General features: G+C 63.3%; 16 protein-coding genes and 2 tRNA genes. 12 read left to right on the top strand and 6 right to left on the bottom strand.

Annotated features, from left to right (window positions below; all coding sequences use genetic code 11):
* Nucleotides 1-74 precede the first annotated feature (74 nt).
* From UB48_RS11010 to UB48_RS11025, 4 genes are all read right to left on the bottom strand, one after another.
* Entirely contained in the window at nt 75-1,643 is a 1,569-nt protein-coding gene (locus UB48_RS11010) for an iron ABC transporter permease (protein WP_045196861.1), read from the bottom strand.
* Nucleotides 1,643-2,656 carry an extracellular solute-binding protein gene (locus UB48_RS11015; RefSeq protein ID WP_045196863.1) on the bottom strand — a complete coding sequence of 338 codons (1,014 nt, stop codon included), beginning with the start codon at nt 2,654-2,656 and terminating at the stop codon, nt 1,643-1,645. The genes UB48_RS11010 and UB48_RS11015 overlap by 1 nt, the downstream gene beginning before the upstream one ends.
* A gap of 176 nt (nt 2,657-2,832) precedes the next feature.
* Nucleotides 2,833-2,919, bottom strand: a tRNA-Leu gene (locus UB48_RS11020).
* Nucleotides 2,920-3,006: 87 nt separating this feature from the next.
* A tRNA-Leu gene (locus UB48_RS11025) sits at nt 3,007-3,093 on the bottom strand.
* 266 nt (nt 3,094-3,359) lie between these two features.
* Between UB48_RS11025 and rnr the strand changes: the two genes are divergently transcribed.
* The 11 genes from rnr (at nt 3,360) to UB48_RS11080 (ending at nt 19,875) form a co-directional block, all read left to right on the top strand.
* The gene (rnr, locus tag UB48_RS11030; RefSeq protein WP_045196866.1) at nt 3,360-5,957 is read left to right on the top strand and encodes a ribonuclease R; all 2,598 of its coding nucleotides are present in this window, start codon (nt 3,360-3,362) and stop codon (nt 5,955-5,957) included.
* Nucleotides 5,954-6,706 (top strand): 23S rRNA (guanosine(2251)-2'-O)-methyltransferase RlmB, encoded by a 753-nt coding sequence (gene rlmB, locus UB48_RS11035; protein WP_045196868.1) that lies wholly within the window; start codon nt 5,954-5,956, stop codon nt 6,704-6,706. The genes rnr and rlmB overlap by 4 nt, the downstream gene beginning before the upstream one ends.
* 254 nt (nt 6,707-6,960) lie before the next feature.
* The gene (gene rpsF, locus UB48_RS11040) at nt 6,961-7,383 is read left to right on the top strand and encodes a 30S ribosomal protein S6 (RefSeq protein WP_045196870.1); all 423 of its coding nucleotides are present in this window, start codon (nt 6,961-6,963) and stop codon (nt 7,381-7,383) included.
* A 28-nt stretch (nt 7,384-7,411) separates the two neighbouring features.
* The gene (gene rpsR / locus UB48_RS11045; RefSeq protein WP_009403887.1) at nt 7,412-7,642 is read left to right on the top strand and encodes a 30S ribosomal protein S18; all 231 of its coding nucleotides are present in this window, start codon (nt 7,412-7,414) and stop codon (nt 7,640-7,642) included.
* A 36-nt stretch (nt 7,643-7,678) separates the two neighbouring features.
* Nucleotides 7,679-8,578: a hypothetical protein gene (locus tag UB48_RS11050; RefSeq protein ID WP_045196874.1), complete on the top strand. Its 900-nt coding sequence runs from the start codon at nt 7,679-7,681 to the stop codon at nt 8,576-8,578.
* A gap of 21 nt (nt 8,579-8,599) precedes the next feature.
* Nucleotides 8,600-9,046 (top strand): 50S ribosomal protein L9, encoded by a 447-nt coding sequence (gene rplI / locus UB48_RS11055; protein WP_045196876.1) that lies wholly within the window; start codon nt 8,600-8,602, stop codon nt 9,044-9,046.
* A 110-nt stretch (nt 9,047-9,156) separates the two neighbouring features.
* Nucleotides 9,157-10,554 carry a replicative DNA helicase gene (dnaB, locus tag UB48_RS11060; protein ID WP_045196878.1) on the top strand — a complete coding sequence of 466 codons (1,398 nt, stop codon included), beginning with the start codon at nt 9,157-9,159 and terminating at the stop codon, nt 10,552-10,554.
* A gap of 101 nt (nt 10,555-10,655) precedes the next feature.
* Nucleotides 10,656-12,959 (top strand): YgiQ family radical SAM protein, encoded by a 2,304-nt coding sequence (locus tag UB48_RS11065; RefSeq protein WP_045196880.1) that lies wholly within the window; start codon nt 10,656-10,658, stop codon nt 12,957-12,959.
* A 200-nt stretch (nt 12,960-13,159) separates the two neighbouring features.
* Nucleotides 13,160-16,444, top strand: coding sequence for a DUF2126 domain-containing protein (locus UB48_RS11070; protein ID WP_045196882.1), 3,285 nt, complete (start codon nt 13,160-13,162; stop codon nt 16,442-16,444).
* A 39-nt stretch (nt 16,445-16,483) separates the two neighbouring features.
* Nucleotides 16,484-18,970, top strand: coding sequence for a circularly permuted type 2 ATP-grasp protein (locus UB48_RS11075; protein ID WP_045196884.1), 2,487 nt, complete (start codon nt 16,484-16,486; stop codon nt 18,968-18,970).
* Nucleotides 18,970-19,875 carry a transglutaminase family protein gene (locus tag UB48_RS11080; protein ID WP_045196886.1) on the top strand — a complete coding sequence of 302 codons (906 nt, stop codon included), beginning with the start codon at nt 18,970-18,972 and terminating at the stop codon, nt 19,873-19,875. Before UB48_RS11075 ends, UB48_RS11080 begins: the two co-directional genes overlap by 1 nt.
* A 28-nt stretch (nt 19,876-19,903) precedes the next feature.
* Here UB48_RS11080 and UB48_RS11085 read toward each other — a convergent pair whose 3' ends face one another.
* Nucleotides 19,904-20,491 carry a TIGR00730 family Rossman fold protein gene (locus tag UB48_RS11085; RefSeq protein ID WP_045196888.1) on the bottom strand — a complete coding sequence of 196 codons (588 nt, stop codon included), beginning with the start codon at nt 20,489-20,491 and terminating at the stop codon, nt 19,904-19,906.
* A gap of 355 nt (nt 20,492-20,846) precedes the next feature.
* Here UB48_RS11085 and azu point away from each other — a divergent pair, with 355 nt between their 5' ends.
* Nucleotides 20,847-21,293: an azurin gene (azu, locus tag UB48_RS11090; RefSeq protein WP_045196890.1), complete on the top strand. Its 447-nt coding sequence runs from the start codon at nt 20,847-20,849 to the stop codon at nt 21,291-21,293.
* Between the two features lie 62 nt (nt 21,294-21,355).
* Here the strand turns inward: azu and nadE are convergent, their stop codons facing one another.
* Nucleotides 21,356-22,183: an ammonia-dependent NAD(+) synthetase gene (gene nadE, locus UB48_RS11095; protein ID WP_045196892.1), complete on the bottom strand. Its 828-nt coding sequence runs from the start codon at nt 22,181-22,183 to the stop codon at nt 21,356-21,358.
* Nucleotides 22,184-22,185: the final 2 nt, after the last annotated feature.

Here is a 22,185-nt window from a genome sequence, read left to right on the forward strand (position 1 = left end):
TGATCAAGACAGTTGCTCCCACGGTGGGAGCGGCGGTGCGACGACTCGACTTGCCCCGCGATGCTTTTCAGGTATCACGCGCGGTTGAGGTACATCCGCGTAGTGAGCAGATACACCGGCAACCCCGAGACCAGGATCAGCAATGCCGCATAGGGCGCTGCCGCCGCGAACTCGACGTTGGCGGTATGCGCCCACACTTCGGTGGCCAGGGTGGTCATGCCGGTCGGGCTGAGCAGCAGGGTTGCGGTCAGCTCCTTCATGGCGTCCAGGAACACCAGTGCGAACGCCGCCGCCAGGGCCGGGAAGATGATTGGCAGGGTCACCCGGCAAAACGCCGTGAACTGGGTCGCGCCCAAGGTGCGGGCGGCTTCTTCGAGCTGTGGCGCCGCCTTGTTCAAGGCCGTGCGCACCGGCGCCTGGGCCAGGGGCAGGAACAGCAGCGCGTAGGCCAGCAGCAACAAGCCAGTGGTTTGGTACAGTGCCGGCACATAGTGCAGGGCGAAGTACACCAGGGTCAGGGCGATCACCAAGCCGGGCAGGGCGTGCAGCAGGTACGGCAGGCGTTCGGCCCAGATCGCCAGGCGGCCCTTGTAGCGCACCACCAGGAAACTCACCGGCAGTGCCAGCAGCAAGCTCAATCCGGCACCACCCAGCGATAGCGACAACGATGAGAACAGTGCGCGACTGATATCGGCCACCGGAAAGGCCGCCGACGAACCAACGCTCAGCCAGTAACCGAGCATGCCCAGTGGAATACCGCTGCCCAGCAGCGCCAGGATCAGGCAATACAGCTGCCCGACCGGCATCCACCCGCGCAGGCGAATCGGCGCACCGCGACGCGCCACGCCCTGGCCGATGCGCACATGGCGGGCCTTGCCGCGCACACGCAGCTCCAGCCAGAGCATCAGCAGGCACATGAACAACAGCACTGCCGAGAGCATCGCGGCGTTGGCGTTGCTGAACTCCAGCTCGAATTGCTGGTAGATCGCCGTGGTAAAGGTCTGCAGGCCGAGGATCGACAGGGCGCCGAACTCCACCAGCATGTGCAGGGCAATCAGCAGGCTGCCACCAATGATCGACGGCCACAGCAGTGGCAGGGTGATGCGCCAGAACACGCCCCAGCGCGTCTGCCCCAGGGTCCGTGCCGACTCTTCCAGTGAGGTATCGAGGTTGCGCAGGGTCGCTGCAACCGGCAGGAACACCAGTGGGTACTTGGACAGGCTCATCACCAGGATGGCACCGCCCAGGCCTTCGAAGCGCGGGCTCAGCGACACCCAGGTAAAGCCGCTGACAAAGGCTGGCACGGCAAACGGCAGGCACAGGATCACGCCCCACAGGCGCCGTCCGGGCAGGTCACTGCGCTCCAGCAGCCAGGCCAGGGATACACCCAAGGCCATGCAGGCCAGGGTGACGCCGGCCATCAGCATCAGGGTGTTGCGCATCAGGCCCCAGACGAACGGGCGCCAGAGCAAGTGCAAGGCTTCGCGCCAGCCGGCTTCCCAGGTTTTCAGCGCTACGTACAGCAGCGGCAGCAGGCTCAGCCCGACCAGCAGCAGCACCGGCAGCACCACCCAGATCGACGGGCGCTTGCGCTTGGGAATATAACGGCTGGCCAGTGCGACCGCGGGCAGGGCTGCGCTCATTACAGCAGGCCAACTTCGCGTTCGAGTTCCAGAGCTTCTTCAGCGTTACCCAGGTCGGCCGGGGTGATTTTCGGCGGACGCAGGTCTTCGAAGGGCTTCAGGCCCTGGTCCGAGACCATGCCTTTATGCAGCGGATACTCGGCAGTGGTCTGGGTGATTACCCGCTGGCCTTCTTCGCTGGCCATCCAGGCCAGCAGGGCCTGGGCTTCTTTCGGGTGCTTGCTGGCTTTTACCGCCGCGGCGCTGGAGATGGTCACCAGGCCACCGACGTCGCCGTCGGCCAGGTAATAGAGTTTCGAATCCAGCTGGCCGCGCTCTTTCTTCAGGGCGTACCAGTAGTAATTGTTGACCAGCACGGCCGCCACTTCGCCATTCTCCACGGCTTTGAGCGCAACCATGTTGTTGGTGTAGGTCTTGCCGAAGGCCTTGAGGCCGGTCAGCCATTCTTCGGCGGCCTCGCGACCGTGCAGCTTGAGGATGGCCACGGCCTGTTCCTGGAAGGCGCCGCTGGTCGGCACGAAACCGATCTTGCCGTCCCACTCGGGGTCGGCAAAGTCCATCACTGAAGGTGGCAGGTCTTTCTCGTCGATTACCTTGGGGTTGAAGGCGACCACGCGGGTGCGTGCGGTAACGCCCATCCAGGTACCGTTGGCGGCGACGTATTCCTTGGGCAGGACCTGCAGGGTCGAATCATCGATCTTGGCCAGCAGGCCCAGTTCGCCGAGGTTGTTCAGCGGTGGCGATTCTTCGGTGTAGATGACGTCGGCGGGGGAGCGATCACCTTCTTCGATGATCTGGCTGGCCAGCTGGTTGCTGCTGCCCTTGCGGATATTGATGTGGATGCCGGTCTTGGCCTCGTAGGCCTTGGCGATGGCTTCACCGATTTCCTTGTGCTGGCCGTTGTACAGGGTCAGCGACACCGGGTCGGCGGCCATGGCGGCTGGGGTGCCGAGCAGCATGGCGAAAACAGAGACGGCCAGGCCGCGCAACAGGGGGTTATTGCGGAACGTCATGCGGGTACTTCCTCGCTTGCGGCTACATATCTGGAAACAATGATAATCGATATCGCTTCTCAAATGCCCTTGTGAGGGAAAATTCATGAGCAGGCTATCGGTCGTTTCGGGATTGCAGGCGAGGAAAAGGGTAGGGCAGAAACGAAAAAACCCGCTTTCGCGGGTTTGATCTGAATTGGTGCCCAGAAGAAGACTCGAACTTCCACGACCGTAAGGTCACCAGCACCTGAAGCTGGCGTGTCTACCAATTTCACCATCTGGGCAAAATGAAGCGGTGTAGCTTGTAACGAAAACAGTGTAGCGTGTTGCAGTAAATCTCAGAAGCCAGCGGCAGTTCTAAGATTTGAAATTGGTGCCCAGAAGAAGACTCGAACTTCCACGACCGTAAGGTCACCAGCACCTGAAGCTGGCGTGTCTACCAATTTCACCATCTGGGCATTTCGCTGAGGAACATGATGCTTCACATCGTGCTGCTTCTCAACTATAACGACGGTGTCCGTCGTTGTGGTGCGCACTATACGGATGCTCCTGAGAGCTGTAAACCCCCGTTCAGAAAAAATCTTAAAAAATTCAAGTCGTTGTTCCTTATGATGGTTTTGGCAGCATCCAGGGGGCTCTGACAGGGCTGTCCAAGCCTGAAATTTCCGGTTTCAATACGCCTATGCCAAACTAACCCTTATATAGACAAGGTGAACCCCTCCTAATGGCCGATTGGCAGACCCTCGATCCCGAGGCCGCTCGTGAAGCGGAAAAATACGAAAACCCTATTCCTAGCCGTGAGCTGATCCTCCAGCGTCTGGACGAGCGCGGCTCGCCGGCAGCCCGTGAGCAGCTGGTCGAAGAGTTCGGCCTGACCACCGAAGACCAGATCGAAGCCCTGCGCCGCCGTCTGCGCGCGATGGAGCGTGACGGCCAGCTGATCTATACCCGGCGCGGCACTTATGCCCCGGTAGACAAGCTCGACCTGATCCTCGGCCGGATCGCCGGCCACCGTGACGGCTTTGGCTTCCTGATCCCGGATGACGGCAGCGACGACCTGTTCCTGAGCCCTGCGCAAATGCGCCTGGTGTTCGATGGCGACCGCGCCCTGGCCCGGGTTTCCGGCCTGGATCGCCGTGGCCGCCGCGAAGGCGTGGTGGTCGAAGTGATCTCCCGCGCCCACGAAAGCATCGTTGGCCGCTACTTCGAAGAAGGCGGTATCGGCTTTGTCACCCCCGACAACCCCAAGGTCCAGCAAGAAGTGCTGATCACCCCGGGGCGTAACGGCGGTGCCAAGATCGGCCAGTTCGTCGAAGTCAAGATCACCCACTGGCCGACCCCGCGCTTCCAGCCCCAGGGCGACGTTACCGAAGTGATCGGCAACTACATGGCCCCGGGCATGGAAATCGACGTTGCCCTGCGCAGCTACGACATTCCGCACGTCTGGCCCGAAGCGGTGATCAAGGAAGCGCGCAAGCTCAAGCCGGAAGTCGAAGAGAAAGACAAAGAGCACCGCGTCGACCTGCGTCACCTGCCGTTCGTCACCATTGACGGCGAAGACGCCCGCGACTTCGACGATGCGGTGTACTGCGAGAGCCTGGGCAAATTGCGCCTGTTCTCCGGTGGCTGGCGCCTGTACGTGGCGATTGCCGACGTTTCCAGCTACGTGCGCCTGGGCTCTGCCCTGGATGCCGAAGCCCAGGTGCGCGGCAACTCGGTGTACTTCCCCGAGCGCGTGGTACCGATGCTGCCTGAAGAGCTGTCCAACGGCCTGTGCTCGCTGAACCCGCACGTCGACCGGCTGGCGATGGTCTGTGAAATGACCATCAACAAGTCCGGGCAGATGGTCGATTACCAGTTCTATGAAGCGGTGATCCACTCCCATGCACGCCTGACCTACAACAAGGTCAGCAGCATGCTCGAACACGCTCGTACCCGCGAAGGCAAGGCCCTGCGCGAGCAGTACAGCGAAGTGGTGCCGGACCTCAAGCAGCTTTATGCGCTGTACAAGGTGCTGCTGGCGGCCCGTCATACCCGTGGCGCGATCGACTTCGAAACCCAGGAAACGCGGATCATCTTCGGTTCCGAGCGCAAGATCGCCGAAATCCGCCCGACCGTGCGCAACGACGCTCACAAGCTGATCGAAGAGTGCATGCTGGCGGCCAACGTGGCCACCGCCGAGTTCCTCAAGAAGCACGAAATTCCGGCCCTGTACCGTGTTCACGACGGCCCGCCACCGGAGCGCCTGGAAAAACTGCGCGCCTTCCTCGGCGAGCTGGGCTTGTCCCTGCACAAGGGCAAGGACGGTCCGTCGCCCAAGGATTACCAGGCATTGCTGGCGAGCATCGCCGACCGCCCGGATTTCCACCTGATCCAGACCGTGATGCTGCGCTCGCTGAGCCAGGCGGTGTACAGCGCCGACAACAACGGCCACTTCGGCCTGAACTACGAGGCGTACACCCACTTCACCTCGCCGATCCGCCGCTACCCGGACCTGCTGACCCACCGGGCGATCCGCAGCGTGATCCGTTCGCGTCAGGAAACCCCGCACGTCAAGCGTGCCGGTGCCATGAGCATCCCCAAGGCGCGCATCTACCCGTACGACGAGGCGACCCTGGAGCAGCTCGGCGAGCAGTGCTCGATGAGCGAGCGGCGTGCCGACGAGGCCACCCGCGACGTGGTCAACTGGCTCAAGTGCGAGTACATGAAAGACCGCGTCGGCGAGAGCTTCCCGGGTGTGATCACCGCGGTGACCGGCTTTGGCCTGTTCGTCGAACTGACCGACATCTACGTCGAAGGCATGGTCCATGTCAGTGCCCTGCCGGGCGACTACTATCACTTCGACCCTGTGCACCACCGCCTGGCCGGTGAGCGTACCGGGCGCAGCTTCCGCCTGGGCGATACCGTCGAAGTGCGGGTGATGCGCGTCGATCTCGAGCAGCGCAAGATCGACTTCGAGATGGCCGAGAACACCCTCAAGGCGCCGATTGGCCGCAAGCAGCGTGGTGAAGGCGTGCGCCCGCAAGACGGCAAGCCGGTGCCGGTGCTCGACAAGAAGGCCGAGGCGCCGGCCAAGGCTGCAGAGCCTGCCCGTCGCAGCCGCAAGAACGAAACTGCCGAAGCCTATTTCCCAGCCAATGCCGTGGCCAACAACGCCGAGGTGCGCAAGAGCCGGGAAATGAAAAAGGCCTTGATGTCCGATGCCAAGCACGCAGGCGGCAAGCCTGCGTCGAAGTCGGGCAAATCGGAAAAACCGAGCAAGCACCGTAAAGGGCCGCCGAAAGCCGGCTCCGCGTCACGTAAACCCAAGGCCAAGTCATGAGTCAGTTGGAAAAAATCTACGGCGTGCATGCCGTGGAAGCCCTGTTGCGTCACCACCCCAAGCGGGTCAAGCAGATCTGGCTGTCGGAAGGGCGTAGCGAGCCGCGCCTGCAGGCGCTGCTGGAGCTGGCCGGGCAAAATCGCGTGGCGGTCGGCCAGGCCGAACGCCGCGAGATGGATGCCTGGGTTGAAGGCGTGCACCAGGGCGTGGTGGCTGAAGTCAGCCCGAGCCAGGTCTGGGGCGAGGCGATGCTCGAAGAGCTGCTCGACCGCACTGAAGGCGCGCCGTTGATCCTGGTACTCGACGGTGTCACCGACCCGCACAACCTCGGCGCCTGCCTGCGCACCGCTGATGCCGCCGGTGCGCTGGCGGTGGTGGTGCCCAAGGACAAGTCGGCGACCCTGACCCCAGCGGTTCGGAAAGTGGCCTGTGGTGCGGCAGAAGTCATTCCGCTGGTGGCGGTCACCAACCTCGCGCGGACCCTGGAGAAGCTCCAGCAACGTGGCCTGTGGGTGGTCGGTACTGCGGGCGAGGCCGAGCAAGAGCTGTATCAGCAGGACCTGACCGGCCCGACCATCCTGATCATGGGCGCCGAGGGCAAGGGCATGCGCCGCTTGACCCGCGAGCACTGTGATTTTCTGGTCAAGCTGCCGATGGCAGGCAGCGTCAGCAGCCTGAACGTGTCGGTGGCGACGGGCGTGTGCCTGTTCGAGGCCGTTCGTCAGCGCCAGGCAAAGCGCCAGGCTTGATTTCGGCGTTGCATCTATCGCGGGTCCAGCCCGCTCCCACAGGTCCTTGTGGGAGCGGGCTGGACCCGCGATGCTTTTAAGGCTGTTCAAATAATCACCAATGACCTTGCTTGTCTTTCGGCGCTTCTCTACAATTGCGCCCCTTGCCATGTTGGCAGGCGTTCACGCGCCTCTTCCCAGGGCAAGACATACAAGTGTCCTTCACTCCTTGTCTGACCACTCTGGTGGCAGACTACAACCCGTAAGGAGCATTCATGCGTCATTACGAAATCATCTTTCTGGTCCACCCTGACCAGAGCGAGCAAGTCGGCGGCATGGTTGAGCGTTACACCAAGCTGATCGAAGAAGACGGCGGTAAAATCCACCGTCTGGAAGACTGGGGCCGTCGTCAACTGGCCTATGCAATCAACAATGTTCACAAGGCTCACTACGTGATGCTGAACGTTGAGTGCACCGGCAAGGCCCTGGCCGAGCTGGAAGACAACTTCCGCTACAACGATGCCGTGATCCGTAACCTGGTCATCCGTCGCGACGAAGCCGTTACCGGCCAGTCCGAGATGCTCAAGGCTGAAGAGAACCGCAGTGAGCGCCGTGAGCGTCGCGACCGTCCTGAGCACGAAAGCGCCGAAAGCGCTGATAGTGATGACAGCGACAACAGCGATAACGCTGACGAGTAATCCACGGACCTTTTGAGGAGCCTATTACATGGCACGTTTCTTCCGTCGTCGTAAATTCTGCCGCTTCACTGCTGAAGACGTGAAAGAGATCGATTACAAAGATCTCAACACCCTGAAAGCTTATGTATCCGAAACCGGCAAAATCGTTCCAAGCCGTATCACCGGTACCAAAGCTCGTTATCAGCGTCAGCTGGCTACCGCTATCAAGCGCGCCCGCTTCCTGGCCCTGCTGCCCTACACCGACAGCCACGGCCGCTGAGACCGGGTCGTCGACAAGTAGCAAAGGATAAAATGCATGCGCGCCTTGGCTGATTTCATCATGCGCGGTCGCGTGCAAGCCACCCTCGTGGTGGTGGGTTGTGCGGCTTTGCCGCTGTTGTTCTGGTTGAGTGCCGCCGCCGGGAGCCTGGTGTTCCTGCGGCGCGGTTTCAAGGACGCTTCCGGTGTCCTCGCCTGGGCTTTGTTGCCGGCGATGGCCTGGTGGTTCTTCGGCGAGCCGCGCACCTTGATGGTGTTGCTGGGTACGCTGGGTCTGGCGGCGCTGCTGCGCGCCGGGCAGTCCTGGAACCGGGTGCTGTTGTTCAGCATCGGCATGGGCCTGGTGTACGGGGTTGTACTGGGTTCGGTGTTCCGCGAACCGATTGAAGCTCTGGCTGGAGCGCTTGAAAAAGCCCTGCCGCAGATGCTCGACGGTCTCTACCAACAGTTATCGGTAGAGGAGCGGGGCCGCCTTGGAAGCCTTATTGCACCGGTGCTCGTCGGCCTGATTGCGGCGTTGTTGCAAGCCGTCAGTGTGCTGGCCCTGATGTTGGGCCGTTACTGGCAGGCGTTGTTGTATAACCCGGGTGGTTTTGGTCGCGAGTTTCAAGCGGTCAGGCTCCCCCTGGTGCCGGCGCTGGTGCTGGTGGTGCTCATGCTGGTGGGGCCGAATTTCGGTCCTGAGCTGGCGATGTTGACACCCCTGTGCAGCATACCGCTGATGTTTGCAGGGCTCGCCCTGCTGCATGGGCTGGTGGCGCAAGGACGACTGGCCAAGTTCTGGCTGGTCGGGTTGTACGTGACGCTGGTGCTGTTTATGCAGCTGACTTATCCGTTGCTCGTGGTCCTGGCCATTGTCGACAGCCTGATTGATTTTCGCGGTCGCAAGGCGCCCCCAAAAGGTGCCGATAACGATTCCGCGAACGGTGAAGGTTAAAAGTTAAGAGGTTATTACCAAATGGAACTGATCCTGCTGGAAAAAGTCGCCAACCTGGGCAACCTGGGCGACAAGGTAAATGTTAAGGCCGGTTACGGTCGTAACTTCCTGCTGCCATTCGGCAAAGCCACCGCTGCTACCGCTGCCAACCTGGCTGCGTTCGAAGAGCGTCGTGCTGAGCTGGAAAAACTGGCTGCAGAGAAAAAAGCTTCGGCTGAAACCCGCGCTGCCCAACTGGCCGAGCTGGAAGTGACCATCACTGCCACCGCCGGTGACGAAGGCAAGCTGTTCGGTTCGATCGGCACCCACGACATCGCTGACGCCCTGACCGCCTCCGGCGTTGAAGTGGCTAAAGCTGAAGTTCGTCTGCCGAACGGCACCATCCGTAACGTCGGCGAATACGACGTTGCCGTGCACCTGCACAGCGACGTTGAAGCCACCGTTCGCGTGGTTGTTGTCGCAGCCTAAGCTGTACCGATCGGCTGGCACCTTGGGTGTCAGCCGGTTAACATCGGGCACGATCCTGCTTTGCAGGTCGTGCCCTTTGTCTTTTTCATCACCCTGATTCCTGCGTGGCCATGAACGAGATAACCGCCCCCGAGCAATATGATCTGCAAACCGCTGCCCTGAAGGTGCCGCCGCATTCCATCGAGGCCGAACAGGCCGTTCTCGGTGGATTGATGCTGGACAACAACGCCTGGGAGCGCGTGCTCGATCAAGTCTCCGACGGCGACTTCTACCGGCATGACCACCGCCTGATCTTCCGTGCCATCCACAAGCTCGCCGACCAGAACGCCCCGTTCGACGTGGTAACCCTGCACGAGCAGCTGGACAAGGAAGGCCTGAGTTCGCAGGTTGGCGGCCTGGGTTACCTGGGCGAACTGGCCAAGAACACCCCGTCGGTGGCCAACATCAAGGCCTATGCCGCGATCATCCGCGAGCGGGCAACCCTGCGTCAGCTGATCAGCATCAGCAACGAGATCGCCGACAGCGCCTTCAACCCGCAAGGGCGCAATGCTGCCGAGATCCTCGACGAAGCCGAACGGCAGATCTTCCAGATCGCCGAAGCGCGGCCGAAGACCGGCGGCCCGGTGGGCGTCAACGACCTGCTGACCAAGGCCATCGACCGCATCGACACGCTGTTCAATACCGACAGCGCGATCACCGGCCTGTCCACCGGCTACACCGACCTCGACGAGAAGACCAGCGGCCTGCAGCCGGCCGACCTGATCATCGTCGCCGGCCGGCCGTCGATGGGTAAGACCACCTTCGCCATGAACCTGGTCGAGAACGCGGTACTGCGCAGCGACAAGGCGGTGCTGGTGTACTCCCTGGAGATGCCAGGCGAATCGCTGATCATGCGTATGCTGTCGTCGCTCGGGCGCATCGACCAGACCAAGGTGCGCTCCGGCCAGCTTGAAGACGACGACTGGCCGCGGCTGACCTCGGCGGTCAACCTGCTCAACGACCGCAAGCTGTTCATCGATGACACCGCCGGCATCAGCCCGTCGGAAATGCGCGCCCGGACCCGCCGCCTGGTGCGCGAGCACGGCGACATCGCCCTGATCATGATCGACTACCTGCAGCTGATGCAGATCCCGGGCTCCAGCGGCGACAACCGTACCAACGAGATTTCCGAGATCTCCCGCTCGCTCAAGGCCCTGGCCAAAGAGTTCAACTGCCCGGTAGTTGCCCTGTCGCAGCTCAACCGCTCCCTCGAACAGCGGCCGAACAAGCGCCCGGTGAACTCCGACTTGCGCGAATCGGGTGCGATCGAGCAGGACGCCGACGTGATCATGTTCGTTTACCGCGACGAGGTGTACCACCCGGAGACCGAGCACAAGGGCATTGCCGAAATCATCATCGGCAAGCAGCGCAACGGCCCGATCGGCTTTATCCGCCTGGCCTTCATCGGCAAGTACACACGCTTCGAAAACCTCGCGCCGGGCAGTTACAACTTCGACGACGACGAGTAAGGGCAATTTGGATAATTCCGACCTTGAGCGTCGGAATTGGTCAATTTTTGTGCTATATTCCGCGCCCGCGATTTTTCATCGATTAGCCACCGGTCACTGACATGCAAGCAGCCAAACCACTTTTCGACTATCCCAAGTACTGGGCCGAATGCTTCGGGCCAGCACCGTTCCTGCCGATGAGCAGGGAGGAGATGGATCAGCTCGGCTGGGATTCCTGCGACATCATCATCGTGACCGGTGATGCCTACGTCGACCATCCGTCGTTCGGAATGGCCATCATTGGCCGCCTGCTGGAAGCCCAGGGCTTTCGCGTGGGCATCATTGCCCAGCCGGACTGGCAGTCCAAAGACGACTTCATGAAGCTCGGCGAGCCGAACCTGTTCTTCGGCGTCGCGGCCGGCAACATGGATTCGATGATCAACCGCTACACCGCTGACAAGAAGATCCGCTCCGACGACGCCTATACCCCGGGCGGCATGGCCGGCAAGCGTCCGGACCGCGCCAGCCTGGTGTACAGCCAGCGCTGCAAGGAGGCCTACAAGCATGTGCCGATCGTCCTCGGCGGCATCGAAGCCTCCCTGCGCCGCATCGCTCACTACGACTACTGGCAGGACAAGGTCCGTCATTCGATCCTGATCGACGCCTGCGCCGACATCCTGCTGTACGGCAACGCTGAGCGGGCCATCGTCGAAGTGGCCCAGCGCCTGTCGTTCGGCGAGTCGATCGAGAGCATCACCGACATTCGCGGCACCGCCTTCGTACGCCGTGATACCCCGCAAGGCTGGTACGAGGTCGACTCGACCCGTATCGATCGTCCGGGCAAGGTCGACAAGATCATCAACCCGTACGTCAACACCCAGGACACCCAGGCCTGTGCCATCGAGCAGGAAAAGGGCGAGGTCGAAGACCCCAACGAAGCCAAGGTTGTGCAGATCCTCGCCAGCCCGCGCATGACCCGTGACAAGACGGTCATCCGCCTGCCGTCGTTCGAGAAGGTCCGCAACGACCCGGTGCTCTATGCCCACGCCAACCGCGTGCTGCACCTGGAGACCAACCCGGGTAACGCCCGTGCCCTGGTGCAGAAGCATGGCGAAGTGGACGTGTGGTTCAACCCGCCACCCATTCCGATGACCACCGAAGAAATGGACTACGTGTTCGGGATGCCCTATGCGCGCATCCCGCACCCGGCGTACGGCAAGGAAAAAATCCCTGCCTACGACATGATCCGCTTCTCGGTGAACATCATGCGCGGCTGCTTCGGCGGCTGCACCTTCTGCTCGATCACCGAGCACGAAGGGCGCATCATCCAGAACCGCTCGCACGAGTCGATCATTCGCGAGATCGAAGAGATTCGCGACAAGGTGCCCGGCTTTACCGGGGTCATTTCCGACCTCGGCGGCCCGACCGCGAACATGTACCGCATTGCCTGCAAGAGCCCCGAGATCGAATCGGCGTGCCGCAAGCCGTCGTGCGTGTTCCCGGGCATCTGCCCGAACTTGAACACCGACCACTCGGCGCTGATCAAGCTGTACCGCAGTGCCCGTGACCTGCCAGGGGTGAAGAAGATCCTCATCGCCTCGGGCCTGCGTTACGACCTGGCGGTAGAGTCGCCGGAGTACGTCAAGGAGCTGGTGACCCACCACGTCGGCGGCTACCTGAAGATTGCCCCGGAGCACACCGAGGAAGGCCCGCTGAACCAGATGATGAAGCCGGGCATCGGTAGCTATGACCGCTTCAAGCGCATGTTCGAGAAGTACTCGAAAGAGGCGGGCAAAGAGCAGTACCTGATCCCGTACTTCATCGCCGCGCACCCGGGCACCACCGACGAAGACATGATGAACCTGGCCCTGTGGCTCAAGGGCAACGGCTTTCGTGCCGACCAGGTGCAGGCGTTCTACCCGTCGCCAATGGCCTCGGCCACGGCCATGTACCACTCGGGCAAGAACCCGCTGCGCAAGGTCACTTACAAGAGCGACCCGGTGACCATCGTCAAGAGCGAGCAGCAGCGCCGCTTGCACAAGGCCTTTTTGCGCTACCACGATCCGAAGGGCTGGCCGATGCTGCGTGAAGCCCTGGAGCGCATGGGCCGCGCCGACCTGATCGGCCCGGGCAAGCACCAGTTGATCCCGCTGCACCAGCCGGCGACCGACAGCTACCAGAGTGCCCGGCGCAAGAACTCGACCCCGGCCGGCAGCCACAAGGTGGCCAAAGAGCAGAAGATCCTCACCCAGCACAACGGCTTGCCGCCGCGTGCCAGCGATGGTTCCAAGCCGTGGGACAAGCGTGAACAGGCCAAGGCGGCGGCGTTTGCCCGCAACCAGGAAGCGGCCAAGGCGCGCAAGGATGCCGCCAAGGGCGGCAAGGGCAAGAAAAAGCCCGCCCGCCAGCCGGTTCTACCGCGCTAACTGAAACGCCAGCCTTCGGGTTGGCGTTTTTGTTTGCGTCGCTGGCAAAGCCTCAAATCTGTGCAAGGCTTGCACGGCGGCCTCGCTACGGTGCGCTTTTGGTGCGACTGTACCGGCTGCATGCAGGGAATCGCAGGCCTGGGCCCATGGCACAAGTCTTGCGCGGTTCCACTACCGCCCAGGCTCGCAGGAGGCCCGCCGTGTCGATTCATGTCGCCTTGCACCATGTCACCGAGTACCGCTACGACCGTGCAGTTGAACTGGGCCCGCAAATTATTCGCCTGCGCCCGGCTGCTCACAGCCGCACGAGGATCCTCTCCTACGGGCTGAAGGTGCAGCCGGACGGACATTTCATCAATTGGCAGCAGGACCCACAGGGCAACTACCTGGCGCGCCTGGTATTCCCGGAAAAGACTGACAGCCTGCGCGTGGAAGTCGACCTGGTCGCCGAGATGGCGGTGTTCAATCCGTTCGACTTCTTTCTCGAACCCTACGCCGAGCAGATTCCCTTCAGTTATGGCCGAGACGAACGCCACGAACTGCTGCCCTACCTGGAGCAACTGCCGCTGACGCCGAAGTTCGCCACCTACCTGGGCAGCATCGAGCGCACGCCCCAGGCCAGTGTCGATTTCCTGGTGGCGCTCAATCAGCGCCTGAGCGAGGACATCAGCTACCTCATCCGCCTCGAGCCCGGTGTGCAAACCCCGGAGCAGACCCTGGAACTGGGTTCCGGCTCCTGCCGCGACTCGGCCTGGCTACTGGTGCAGTTGTTGCGCCACCTGGGCCTGGCGGCGCGGTTCGTCTCCGGTTATCTGATTCAGCTGACCGCCGACATCAAGGCACTGGACGGCCCGTCGGGCACCGAAGAGGACTTCACCGACCTGCACGCCTGGTGCGAGGTGTACCTGCCCGGCGCCGGCTGGATCGGCCTGGACGCCACCTCCGGGCTGTTTGCCGGGGAAGGGCATATCCCATTGGCTTGTAGCCCCGATCCGACTTCAGCGGCACCGATCAGCGGCCTGGTCGAGCCCTGCGAATGCACTTTCGAGCATGAAATGAGTGTCGAGCGCCTGTGGGAATCGCCGCGGGTGACGCTGCCCTACAGCGACGAACAATGGCAGGCCATCGTCGCCCTCGGGCGCCAGGTAGACAGCGACCTGAAAGCAGCGGACGTGCGCCTGACCATGGGCGGTGAACCAACCTTCGTGGCCATTGACGACCCTGACGGCGCCGAGTGGAACACCGCAGCGCTGGGCGCGAACAAACGGCGCCTGGCCGGTGAGCTGTTCCAGCGCCTGTACAAGCATTACGCGCCCCATGGCCTGGTGCACTTCGGCCAGGGCAAATGGTACCCGGGCGAGCAACTGCCGCGTTGGTCGCTCAACTGCTTTTGGCGGCGTGATGGTGTGCCGCTGTGGAACAATCCGGCGTTGATCGCCGACCAACACCAGGATCTCGGCGCCGACAGCGCGCTGGCCGCGCGCTTCCTGGCCAGCGTTGCCGAACGGCTGAGGCTGCCTGCGCGTTATGTCTTCGGCGCCTACGAAGACTCACTCTATTACCTGTGGCGCGAGGGCGGCTTGCCGTCCAACGTGCGCCCCGACGCTGCGCGCCTGGACGACGAGATGGAGCGTGCAAGGCTGCGCAAGGTGTTCAGCCAGGGCCTGGACAAGGTCATCGGCCAGGTGCTGCCGCTGGCCCGCAGCGCCGACGAGCAACGCTGGCAGAGCGGACGCTGGTACTTGCGCGATGAGCATTGCCGCCTGGTGCCGGGCGACTCGCCGCTGGGTTACCGCTTGCCGCTGGCGGCGCAGCCCTGGGTCAAGGCCGCGGAATATCCCTACGTGCATCCGACCGATCCCAACCAGGTGCTCGGCGATCTGCCTGATCGTGACCAACTGCTCAAGGCCAGCGCCGGGCAGGCGGTCGATGAGCAGGAGCACGCAGCCCCCGAGGTCGATGCCTCGGCCGACTGGCTGACCCGTACCGCGCTGTGTGCAGAGCCGCGAGAAGGGCGCCTGTACCTGTTCATGCCACCGCTGTCTCGCTTGCAGGATTACCTCGAACTGGTTGCGGTGATCGAAGCCACCGCGGCCGAGCTGCATTGCCCGGTCATCCTCGAAGGCTACGAGCCTCCGGCCGATCCGCGCCTGGCCAACTTCAAGGTGACTCCCGACCCCGGCGTCATCGAGGTCAACGTGCAGCCTTCGGCCAGTTGGGACGAACTGGTGGAGCGCACCGAGTTCCTATACGAGCAGGCGCGCCTGACGCGCTTGAGCAGCGAAAAATTCATGATCGACGGCCGACACACCGGCACCGGTGGCGGTAACCATTTCGTCCTCGGTGGCGCCACCCCGGCCGACTCGCCGTTCCTGCGCCGCCCTGACTTGCTACGTAGCCTGATCAGCTACTGGCACAATCACCCGTCGCTTTCCTACCTGTTTTCCGGCCTGTTCATTGGTCCGACTTCCCAGGCGCCACGGGTGGATGAAGCGCGTAACGATGCGCTGTATGAGCTGGAGATCGCCTTCGCGCAAATGCCGGCAGCGGGCGAGGAAGGCCCGCCGTGGCTGGTCGACCGGCTGCTGCGCAACTTGCTGATCGACGTTACCGGCAATACCCACCGCGCCGAGTTCTGCATCGACAAGCTGTACTCCCCGGACGGCCCGGCCGGGCGTTTGGGGTTGCTGGAACTGCGCGCCTTCGAGATGCCGCCGCATGCGCGCATGAGCCTGGTCCAGCAACTGCTGCTGCGGGCCCTGGTCGCGCGTTTCTGGCGTGAGCCCTATGCGCCCAAGCGCCTGGCCCGCTGGGGCACCGAGCTGCATGACCGGTTCATGCTGGGGCACTTTATCGAGCAGGACTTTGCCGATGTGCTGGTCGAGCTCAACGCCGCAGGCTACCCGCTGCGTGCCGAGTGGTTTGCCGCACACCTGGAGTTTCGTTTCCCCAAGGTCGGCGACTATGCCGTCAACGGCATCGAGCTGGAACTGCGCCAGGCCCTGGAGCCCTGGCATGTACTGGGCGAGGAGGGTACTGGCGGTGCCACGGTGCGTTATGTCGACTCGTCGCTGGAGCGCCTGCAGGTCAAGGTCAGCGGCCTGCCGCCGGAGCGTTATCAACTGACCTGTAACGGTCGGGCGCTACCCTTGCAAGCCACCGGGCGCGTCGGTGAGTTCGTCGCGGCGGTGCGCTATCGCGCCTGGCAGCCGGCCAATTGCCTGCAGCCAACCATTGCGGTGCAGGCGCCGCTGGTGTTCGACTTGCTCGATACCTGGATGGGCCGCTCGCTGGGCGGTTGCCAGTACCACGTGGCGCATCCGGGCGGTCGCAACTACCAGACCCTGCCGGTCAATGCCAACGAAGCCCAGAGCCGGCGCCAGGCACGCTTCTTCCGCCTCGGACACAGCCCGGGTGTAGTGGACATACCCTCGGCGCAGGTGAACCCGGAACTACCCTTTACCCTGGATTTGCGCCGCGGCTGAGCGCTACTCTGAACTGACCTGTGGCCTTCGAGCATTGCCATGCCTGACCTGTTGGATGCTTACCCGCTGAGTGCGGGGACTTATCACGAGATGCTCGAAAGCCAGGGTGCGGTGCGTGCGCACTGGCAGCCGTTGTGCGCTTACCTGCAGCGCAGCGGGCCGGCGCAACTGGCCCAGCGCCAGGCCTCGCTGACCCGCCAGTTGCGCGAGAACGGCGTCACCTACAACGTTTACGCCGACCCCAAGGGCGCCGACCGGCCCTGGGAGCTGGACTTGTTGCCGCACCTGCTGCCTGCCGCCGAATGGCAGCAACTGGCCGCCGGTGTCGAACAGCGCGCGCGCTTGCTCAATGCGGTACTGGCCGATATCTACGGGCCGCAGCAGTTGATCAGCGAAGGCCTGCTGCCCGCCGAGCTGGTCTATGGCCATAACAATTTCCTCTGGCCCTGCCAGGGTATAGCGCCACCTGAAGGCACCTACCTGCATGTCTACGCGGTGGACCTGGCCCGTGCCCCGGACGGGCGCTGGTGGGTGACGGCAGACCGCACCCAGGCGCCGTCGGGCGCAGGCTTCGCGCTGGAGAATCGCACCATCGTTTCGCGGGCGTTGCCCGAGCTATACCGCGACTTGCAGGTGCAACACCTGGCCGGTTTCTTCCGCACCCTGCAACAGACCCTGGCGCGCCTGGCACCCAGTGACCAGGAGGCGCCACTGGTGGTGCTGCTGACCCCAGGGCGCTTCAACGAGAGCTATTTCGAGCACCTGTACCTGGCGCGGCAGCTGGGTTATCCACTGGTCGAGGGCAGCGACCTGACCGTGCGCGATGCCACCGTATACCTCAAGACCCTGAGCGGCCTGCGCCGGGTGCACGCAATCATGCGGCGCCTGGACGATGATTTCTGCGACCCGCTGGAGCTGCGCACCGACTCGGCCCTGGGCGTGCCCGGCTTGCTCGATGCCGTGCGCCAGGGCCGGGTGCTGGTGGCCAATGCGCTGGGCAGCGGCGTGCTTGAGTCGCCGGGCCTGCTCGGTTTCTTGCCGGCGATCAACCAGCGCTTGTTTGCTGAAGAACTGAGCCTGCCGTCGATCGCCACCTGGTGGTGCGGTGAGCCACCGGTGATGGCGCGGGCACTGGAGCAGTTGCCGAAGCTATTGGTCAAGCCGGCGTTCCCGTCACAGAGTTTCAGCCCGGTGTTCGGCCGTGACCTCGACCCGGCCCAGCGCCAGGCCCTGGCCGAACGCATCCAGGCACGGCCCTACGCCTATGTCGCCCAGGAGCTGGCGCAGTTGTCTCAGGCGCCGGTGTGGCAGGCTGACAAGGGCCAGGTGCAGCCGCGGGCCATTGGCATGCGTGTGTACGCGGTGGCCTCGGCGGACGGTTATCGGGTGCTGCCCGGTGGCCTGACCCGGGTTGCTGCGCAAGCTGACGCCGAGGTGGTGTCGATGCAGCGCGGTGGCGCCAGCAAGGACACCTGGGTGCTCGGCGAAGCGGCGCCAGCGGGCGAGCAATGGCGGGCCCAGCGCACCATCGGCGTGGCCGAACTGATCCGCCAGGACCCTTACCTGCCTTCGCGGGTGGTGGAGAACCTGTTCTGGTTCGGGCGCTACTGCGAGCGCTGCGATGCCAGTGCGCGCCTGCTGCGGATCATCCTCACCCGCTACCTGGACGGCGACGATCCGCTGGCCCTGCAGGCGGCGGTAGAACTGGCCGATGAATTGTCGCTGCTGCCGGAGGAGGGCGAGTTGCCCGAGCGCCTGCGCGCGGCGCTGGACGATGGCGACTGGGCCTTCAGCCTGCGGGCCAATTTGCAGCGTCTGCACTGGGCGGCGTCGCAGGTGCGCGGCAAGCTCTCGCGGGAGAACTGGCAGGCGCTGGTCGAGCTGCAGCGGGAGGCGCAATGCCTGGAAGATGCCGAGGCGGACTTTGGCGAGCGGGTGGATTTTCTCAACCGCCTGGTGATGTCGCTGGCGGCGCTGTCGGGTTTTGCCCTCGACGACATGACCCGCGACGAAGGCTGGCGCTTCCTGATGATTGGCCGGCGTATCGAGCGATTGCAGTCACTGTGCAGCAGCCTGGCGGCGTTTCTGCGCGGGCCGGCGGTGTACGACCAGGCCGGGCTTGAATGGTTGCTGGAGCTGGGCAATAGCAGCATCACCTACCGCTCGCGCTACCTGGCGGTGGCGCAGTTGATCCCGGTGCTCGATCTGCTCCTGCTCGATGAACAGAACCCCCACGCCGTGCTGTTCCAACTCAAACTGCTGGTGCGTGCCAACCAACGCTTGAGCGAGGAATTCGACAGCCCGCGCGACCCGGCTCTGGCGCTACTGGCCGAGCAATTGCGTCACTTCGACCTGCGCAGCCTGGAAGACCCGTTGTTCGGCAGCGCCAGTGTACAAGCGGTGCTGTCGGGACTTGCTGACCTGCTGCAAGGGGTGGCCCTGGCCAGTGGCGAGATTTCCGAGCGCCTGGCCCTGCGCCATTTCGCTCACGTCGACGATGTCAGCCAGCAGACGGTGTCGCTGTGATGAGTGCGCGCTACCAGATTATCCACGACACCCATTACCGCTACGACAGCCCGGTGTCCCTGGCCCAGCAGCTGGCGCACCTGTGGCCACGGCCTTGCGCCTGGCAACGCTGCACGGCCCAGGCCCTGCAGGTCAGCCCGCAGCCGACCCAGCGGCGCGATGAGTGGGACGTGTTCGGCAACCCGCTGACGCGCCTGGCGTTCGAGCGCCAGCATGAGCAGTTGCGGGTGGTGGCGCGCTTGCAGGTTGAAGTGCTCGAGCGGGTGGCGCCGGACTTTGCCGCCTCGCCGGCCTGGGAGCAGGTGCGCGAGGCCCTGACCTATGCCAGCCAGCCGATGGCAACGGCGCTTCTGGAAGCCTGCCGTTATCGATTCGAGTCGCCTTATGTGCGCCTCAAGCAGCGCTTCGTGGCCTTCAGCGAATCCTCTTTCGAGCCTGGCCGGGCATTGCTGGAAGGCGTGCAGGCGTTGATGGAGAAGATCTTCAGCGAGTTCACCTTCGATGCCGAAGCGACCCAGGTCGCCACGCCGCTGGTGGAGGTACTGGAGCGCCGCCGCGGCGTGTGCCAGGACTTTGCCCACCTGATGCTCGCCTGCCTGCGCTCGCGCGGCCTGGCGGCGCGTTATGTCAGCGGCTACCTGCTGACCCGGCCGCCACCCGGCCAGCCACGGCTGATCGGCGCCGATGCCTCGCATGCGTGGATTTCAGTGTTTTGCCCGGGGCAGGGCTGGATCGATTTCGATCCCACCAACAACCTGCGCCCGGCGCTGGAACACATCACCCTGGCCTGGGGCCGGGATTTTTCCGATGTCTCGCCGCTGCGTGGGGTGATCCTCGGTGGCGGCAGCCATGACCCGCAGGTGCAGGTCACGGTGATGCCGCTGGATGAGGCCACAGCCTTGTAGGAGCGGGCTTGCCCCGCGATGAGGCGGGTCAATCAGGCTTCTTGTCGACCCACTTGGGCAGCACCGGGGCTTCAAAGTTGTCCATGGCCTCGAGCAGCTCGGCTGGCGAGTCGGCCAGTTGCAGCATGGCGCGGTGTTGCGGGCGCACGAAGCCTTCTTCCACCACATGGTCAAGGAAGCTGCCCAGCTTGCTGTAGAAGCCGTTGACGTCGAGCAGGCCCAGGGGCTTGGCGTGGTAACCCAACTGGCCCCAGGTCCAGACTTCGAACAGCTCTTCCAGGGTGCCCAGGCCACCGGGCAGGGCCACGAATGCGTCGCTCAGTTCGGCCATGCGTGCCTTGCGCGCGTGCATGCCGTCGACTACTTCCAGGCGGGTCAGGCCGGTGTGGCCGATCTCGGCGTTTTTCAGCGCTTCAGGGATGATGCCGATGACTTCGCCACCGGCGGCCATGGCCGCATCGGCAACGATACCCATCAGGCCCACGGCGCCACCGCCGTACACCAGGGTCAGGCCGCGCGCGGCGATGGCCTGGCCGAGGGCGATGGCCGCCTCGCGGTAGGCCGGGTTGACGCCGGTGCTGGCGCCACAGAACACACAAACGGAACGTACGGGCATTGCTTCTCTCCGGTTACAAGCGCACACAGAGTAAGGCGCTGGCCGCTCGCTTCCAAGCCCGCAGTCGTTACTCCGGCCGGGCGAATTCGCATGAGGCGCCCGCAGCGCCGCAGGCGTAGGCGGCCAGCAGGCCATTGAAGAAAGTACCAAAGGACATGATCGTTTACTCCTAAATGAGAGGTTGTCTCATCCTCCCTCAAAGGTGCATGATGGGCACTTAGATTTCCTGTATACAATCCATAGAACAAATTCACTGCCTGGCTCTTCGGCCAGTGCTTGACCCACATCATGGGCCGGCCTTGCGGTTTCAGGCAGTCTGCAAACTGATAAAAAACCCCTGCCATGGAGATTCACGATGTTTGCCAAAGTTGTCGCAGTATCCTTGCTGACCCTCGCCAGCACTCAGGTATTTGCCGCTGAGTGCAAGGCGACGATCGACTCCACCGACCAGATGTCCTTCAACACCAAGGCCATCGAAATCGACAAGAGCTGCAAGACCTTCACTGTCGAACTGACCCACTCCGGTTCGTTGCCGAAGAACGTCATGGGCCACAACCTGGTCATCAGCAAAGAAGCTGACATGCAGCCGATCGCCACCGACGGCCTGGCTGCCGGCATCGACAAGAGCTACCTGAAAGAAGGCGACGAGCGCGTGATCGCCCACACCAAGATCATCGGCGCTGGCGAGAAGGATTCGCTGACCATCGACGTGTCCAAGCTGAAAGCTGACGAGAAGTACGGCTTCTTCTGCTCGTTCCCTGGCCACATCTCGATGATGAAAGGCACTGTTACCCTGAAGTAATTCGGGTACCTGATCGCGGGGCAAGCCCGCTCCCACAGGAGCGGGCTTGCCCCGCGATGCGTTCAAGGCGCGAACGGCATCTCGCGTTTGTGCTGGGTCTTGCGGTAGGTGGCGCTGATGATGTCGAACGCTTCCTGGCTCACCGCCTCGCCATGCAGGAACGCATCGATCTGCGCATAGGTGACGCCGTGGGACGCTTCGTCCGGCTTGCCTGGCGCCAGGTCCTCAAGGTCTGCAGTCGGCACCTTCTCCACCAGTGACTCCGGCGCGCCAAAGCTGCGCGCGATGGCCCGCACCTGGTTTTTCACCAGGCCACTGAGCGGTGCCAGGTCGCAGGAACCATCACCAAACTTGGTAAAGAAGCCCATCACCGCTTCGGCGGCATGGTCGGTGCCGATCACCAGGCCCTGGCGGGCGCCGGCGATGGTGTACTGGGCAACCATGCGCATGCGCGCCTTGGTGTTGCCGACGACGAAATCGACCATCGCCGGCGCGCCGTTTTCCAGGGCCTTGACCTCGGTCGCCAGGGCACGCACGGCCGGGGCGATGTCGACAGTGTGCACCTCGTCGGCCTTGATCACCTCCAGGCAGGCCTGGGCGTCGTGTTCGTCGTGCTGCACCTGGTACGGCAGGCGCACGGCAATGAAGCGGTACTGCTCATCAGCCGTCTCGCTGCGCAGTTCATTGATCGCCCGTTGCGCCATCAGCGCGGCGGTCAGCGAGTCAACACCACCACTGATACCCAGCACCAGGGTCTTGAGCCGTGCGTTGTGCAGGCAGGTCTTGATGAAGGCCACGCGCCGGGCCACTTCGGCTTCGAGCGCGGCGCTGTCGGCGAACGGCGGCTGGACCTTGAGCGCTTGCGCAATCTCTCGCTGGACGGCTTGCATGA

Source organism: Pseudomonas sp. 2(2015) (assembly GCF_000955865.1).
Taxonomy (GTDB): Bacteria; Pseudomonadota; Gammaproteobacteria; order Pseudomonadales; family Pseudomonadaceae; genus Aquipseudomonas.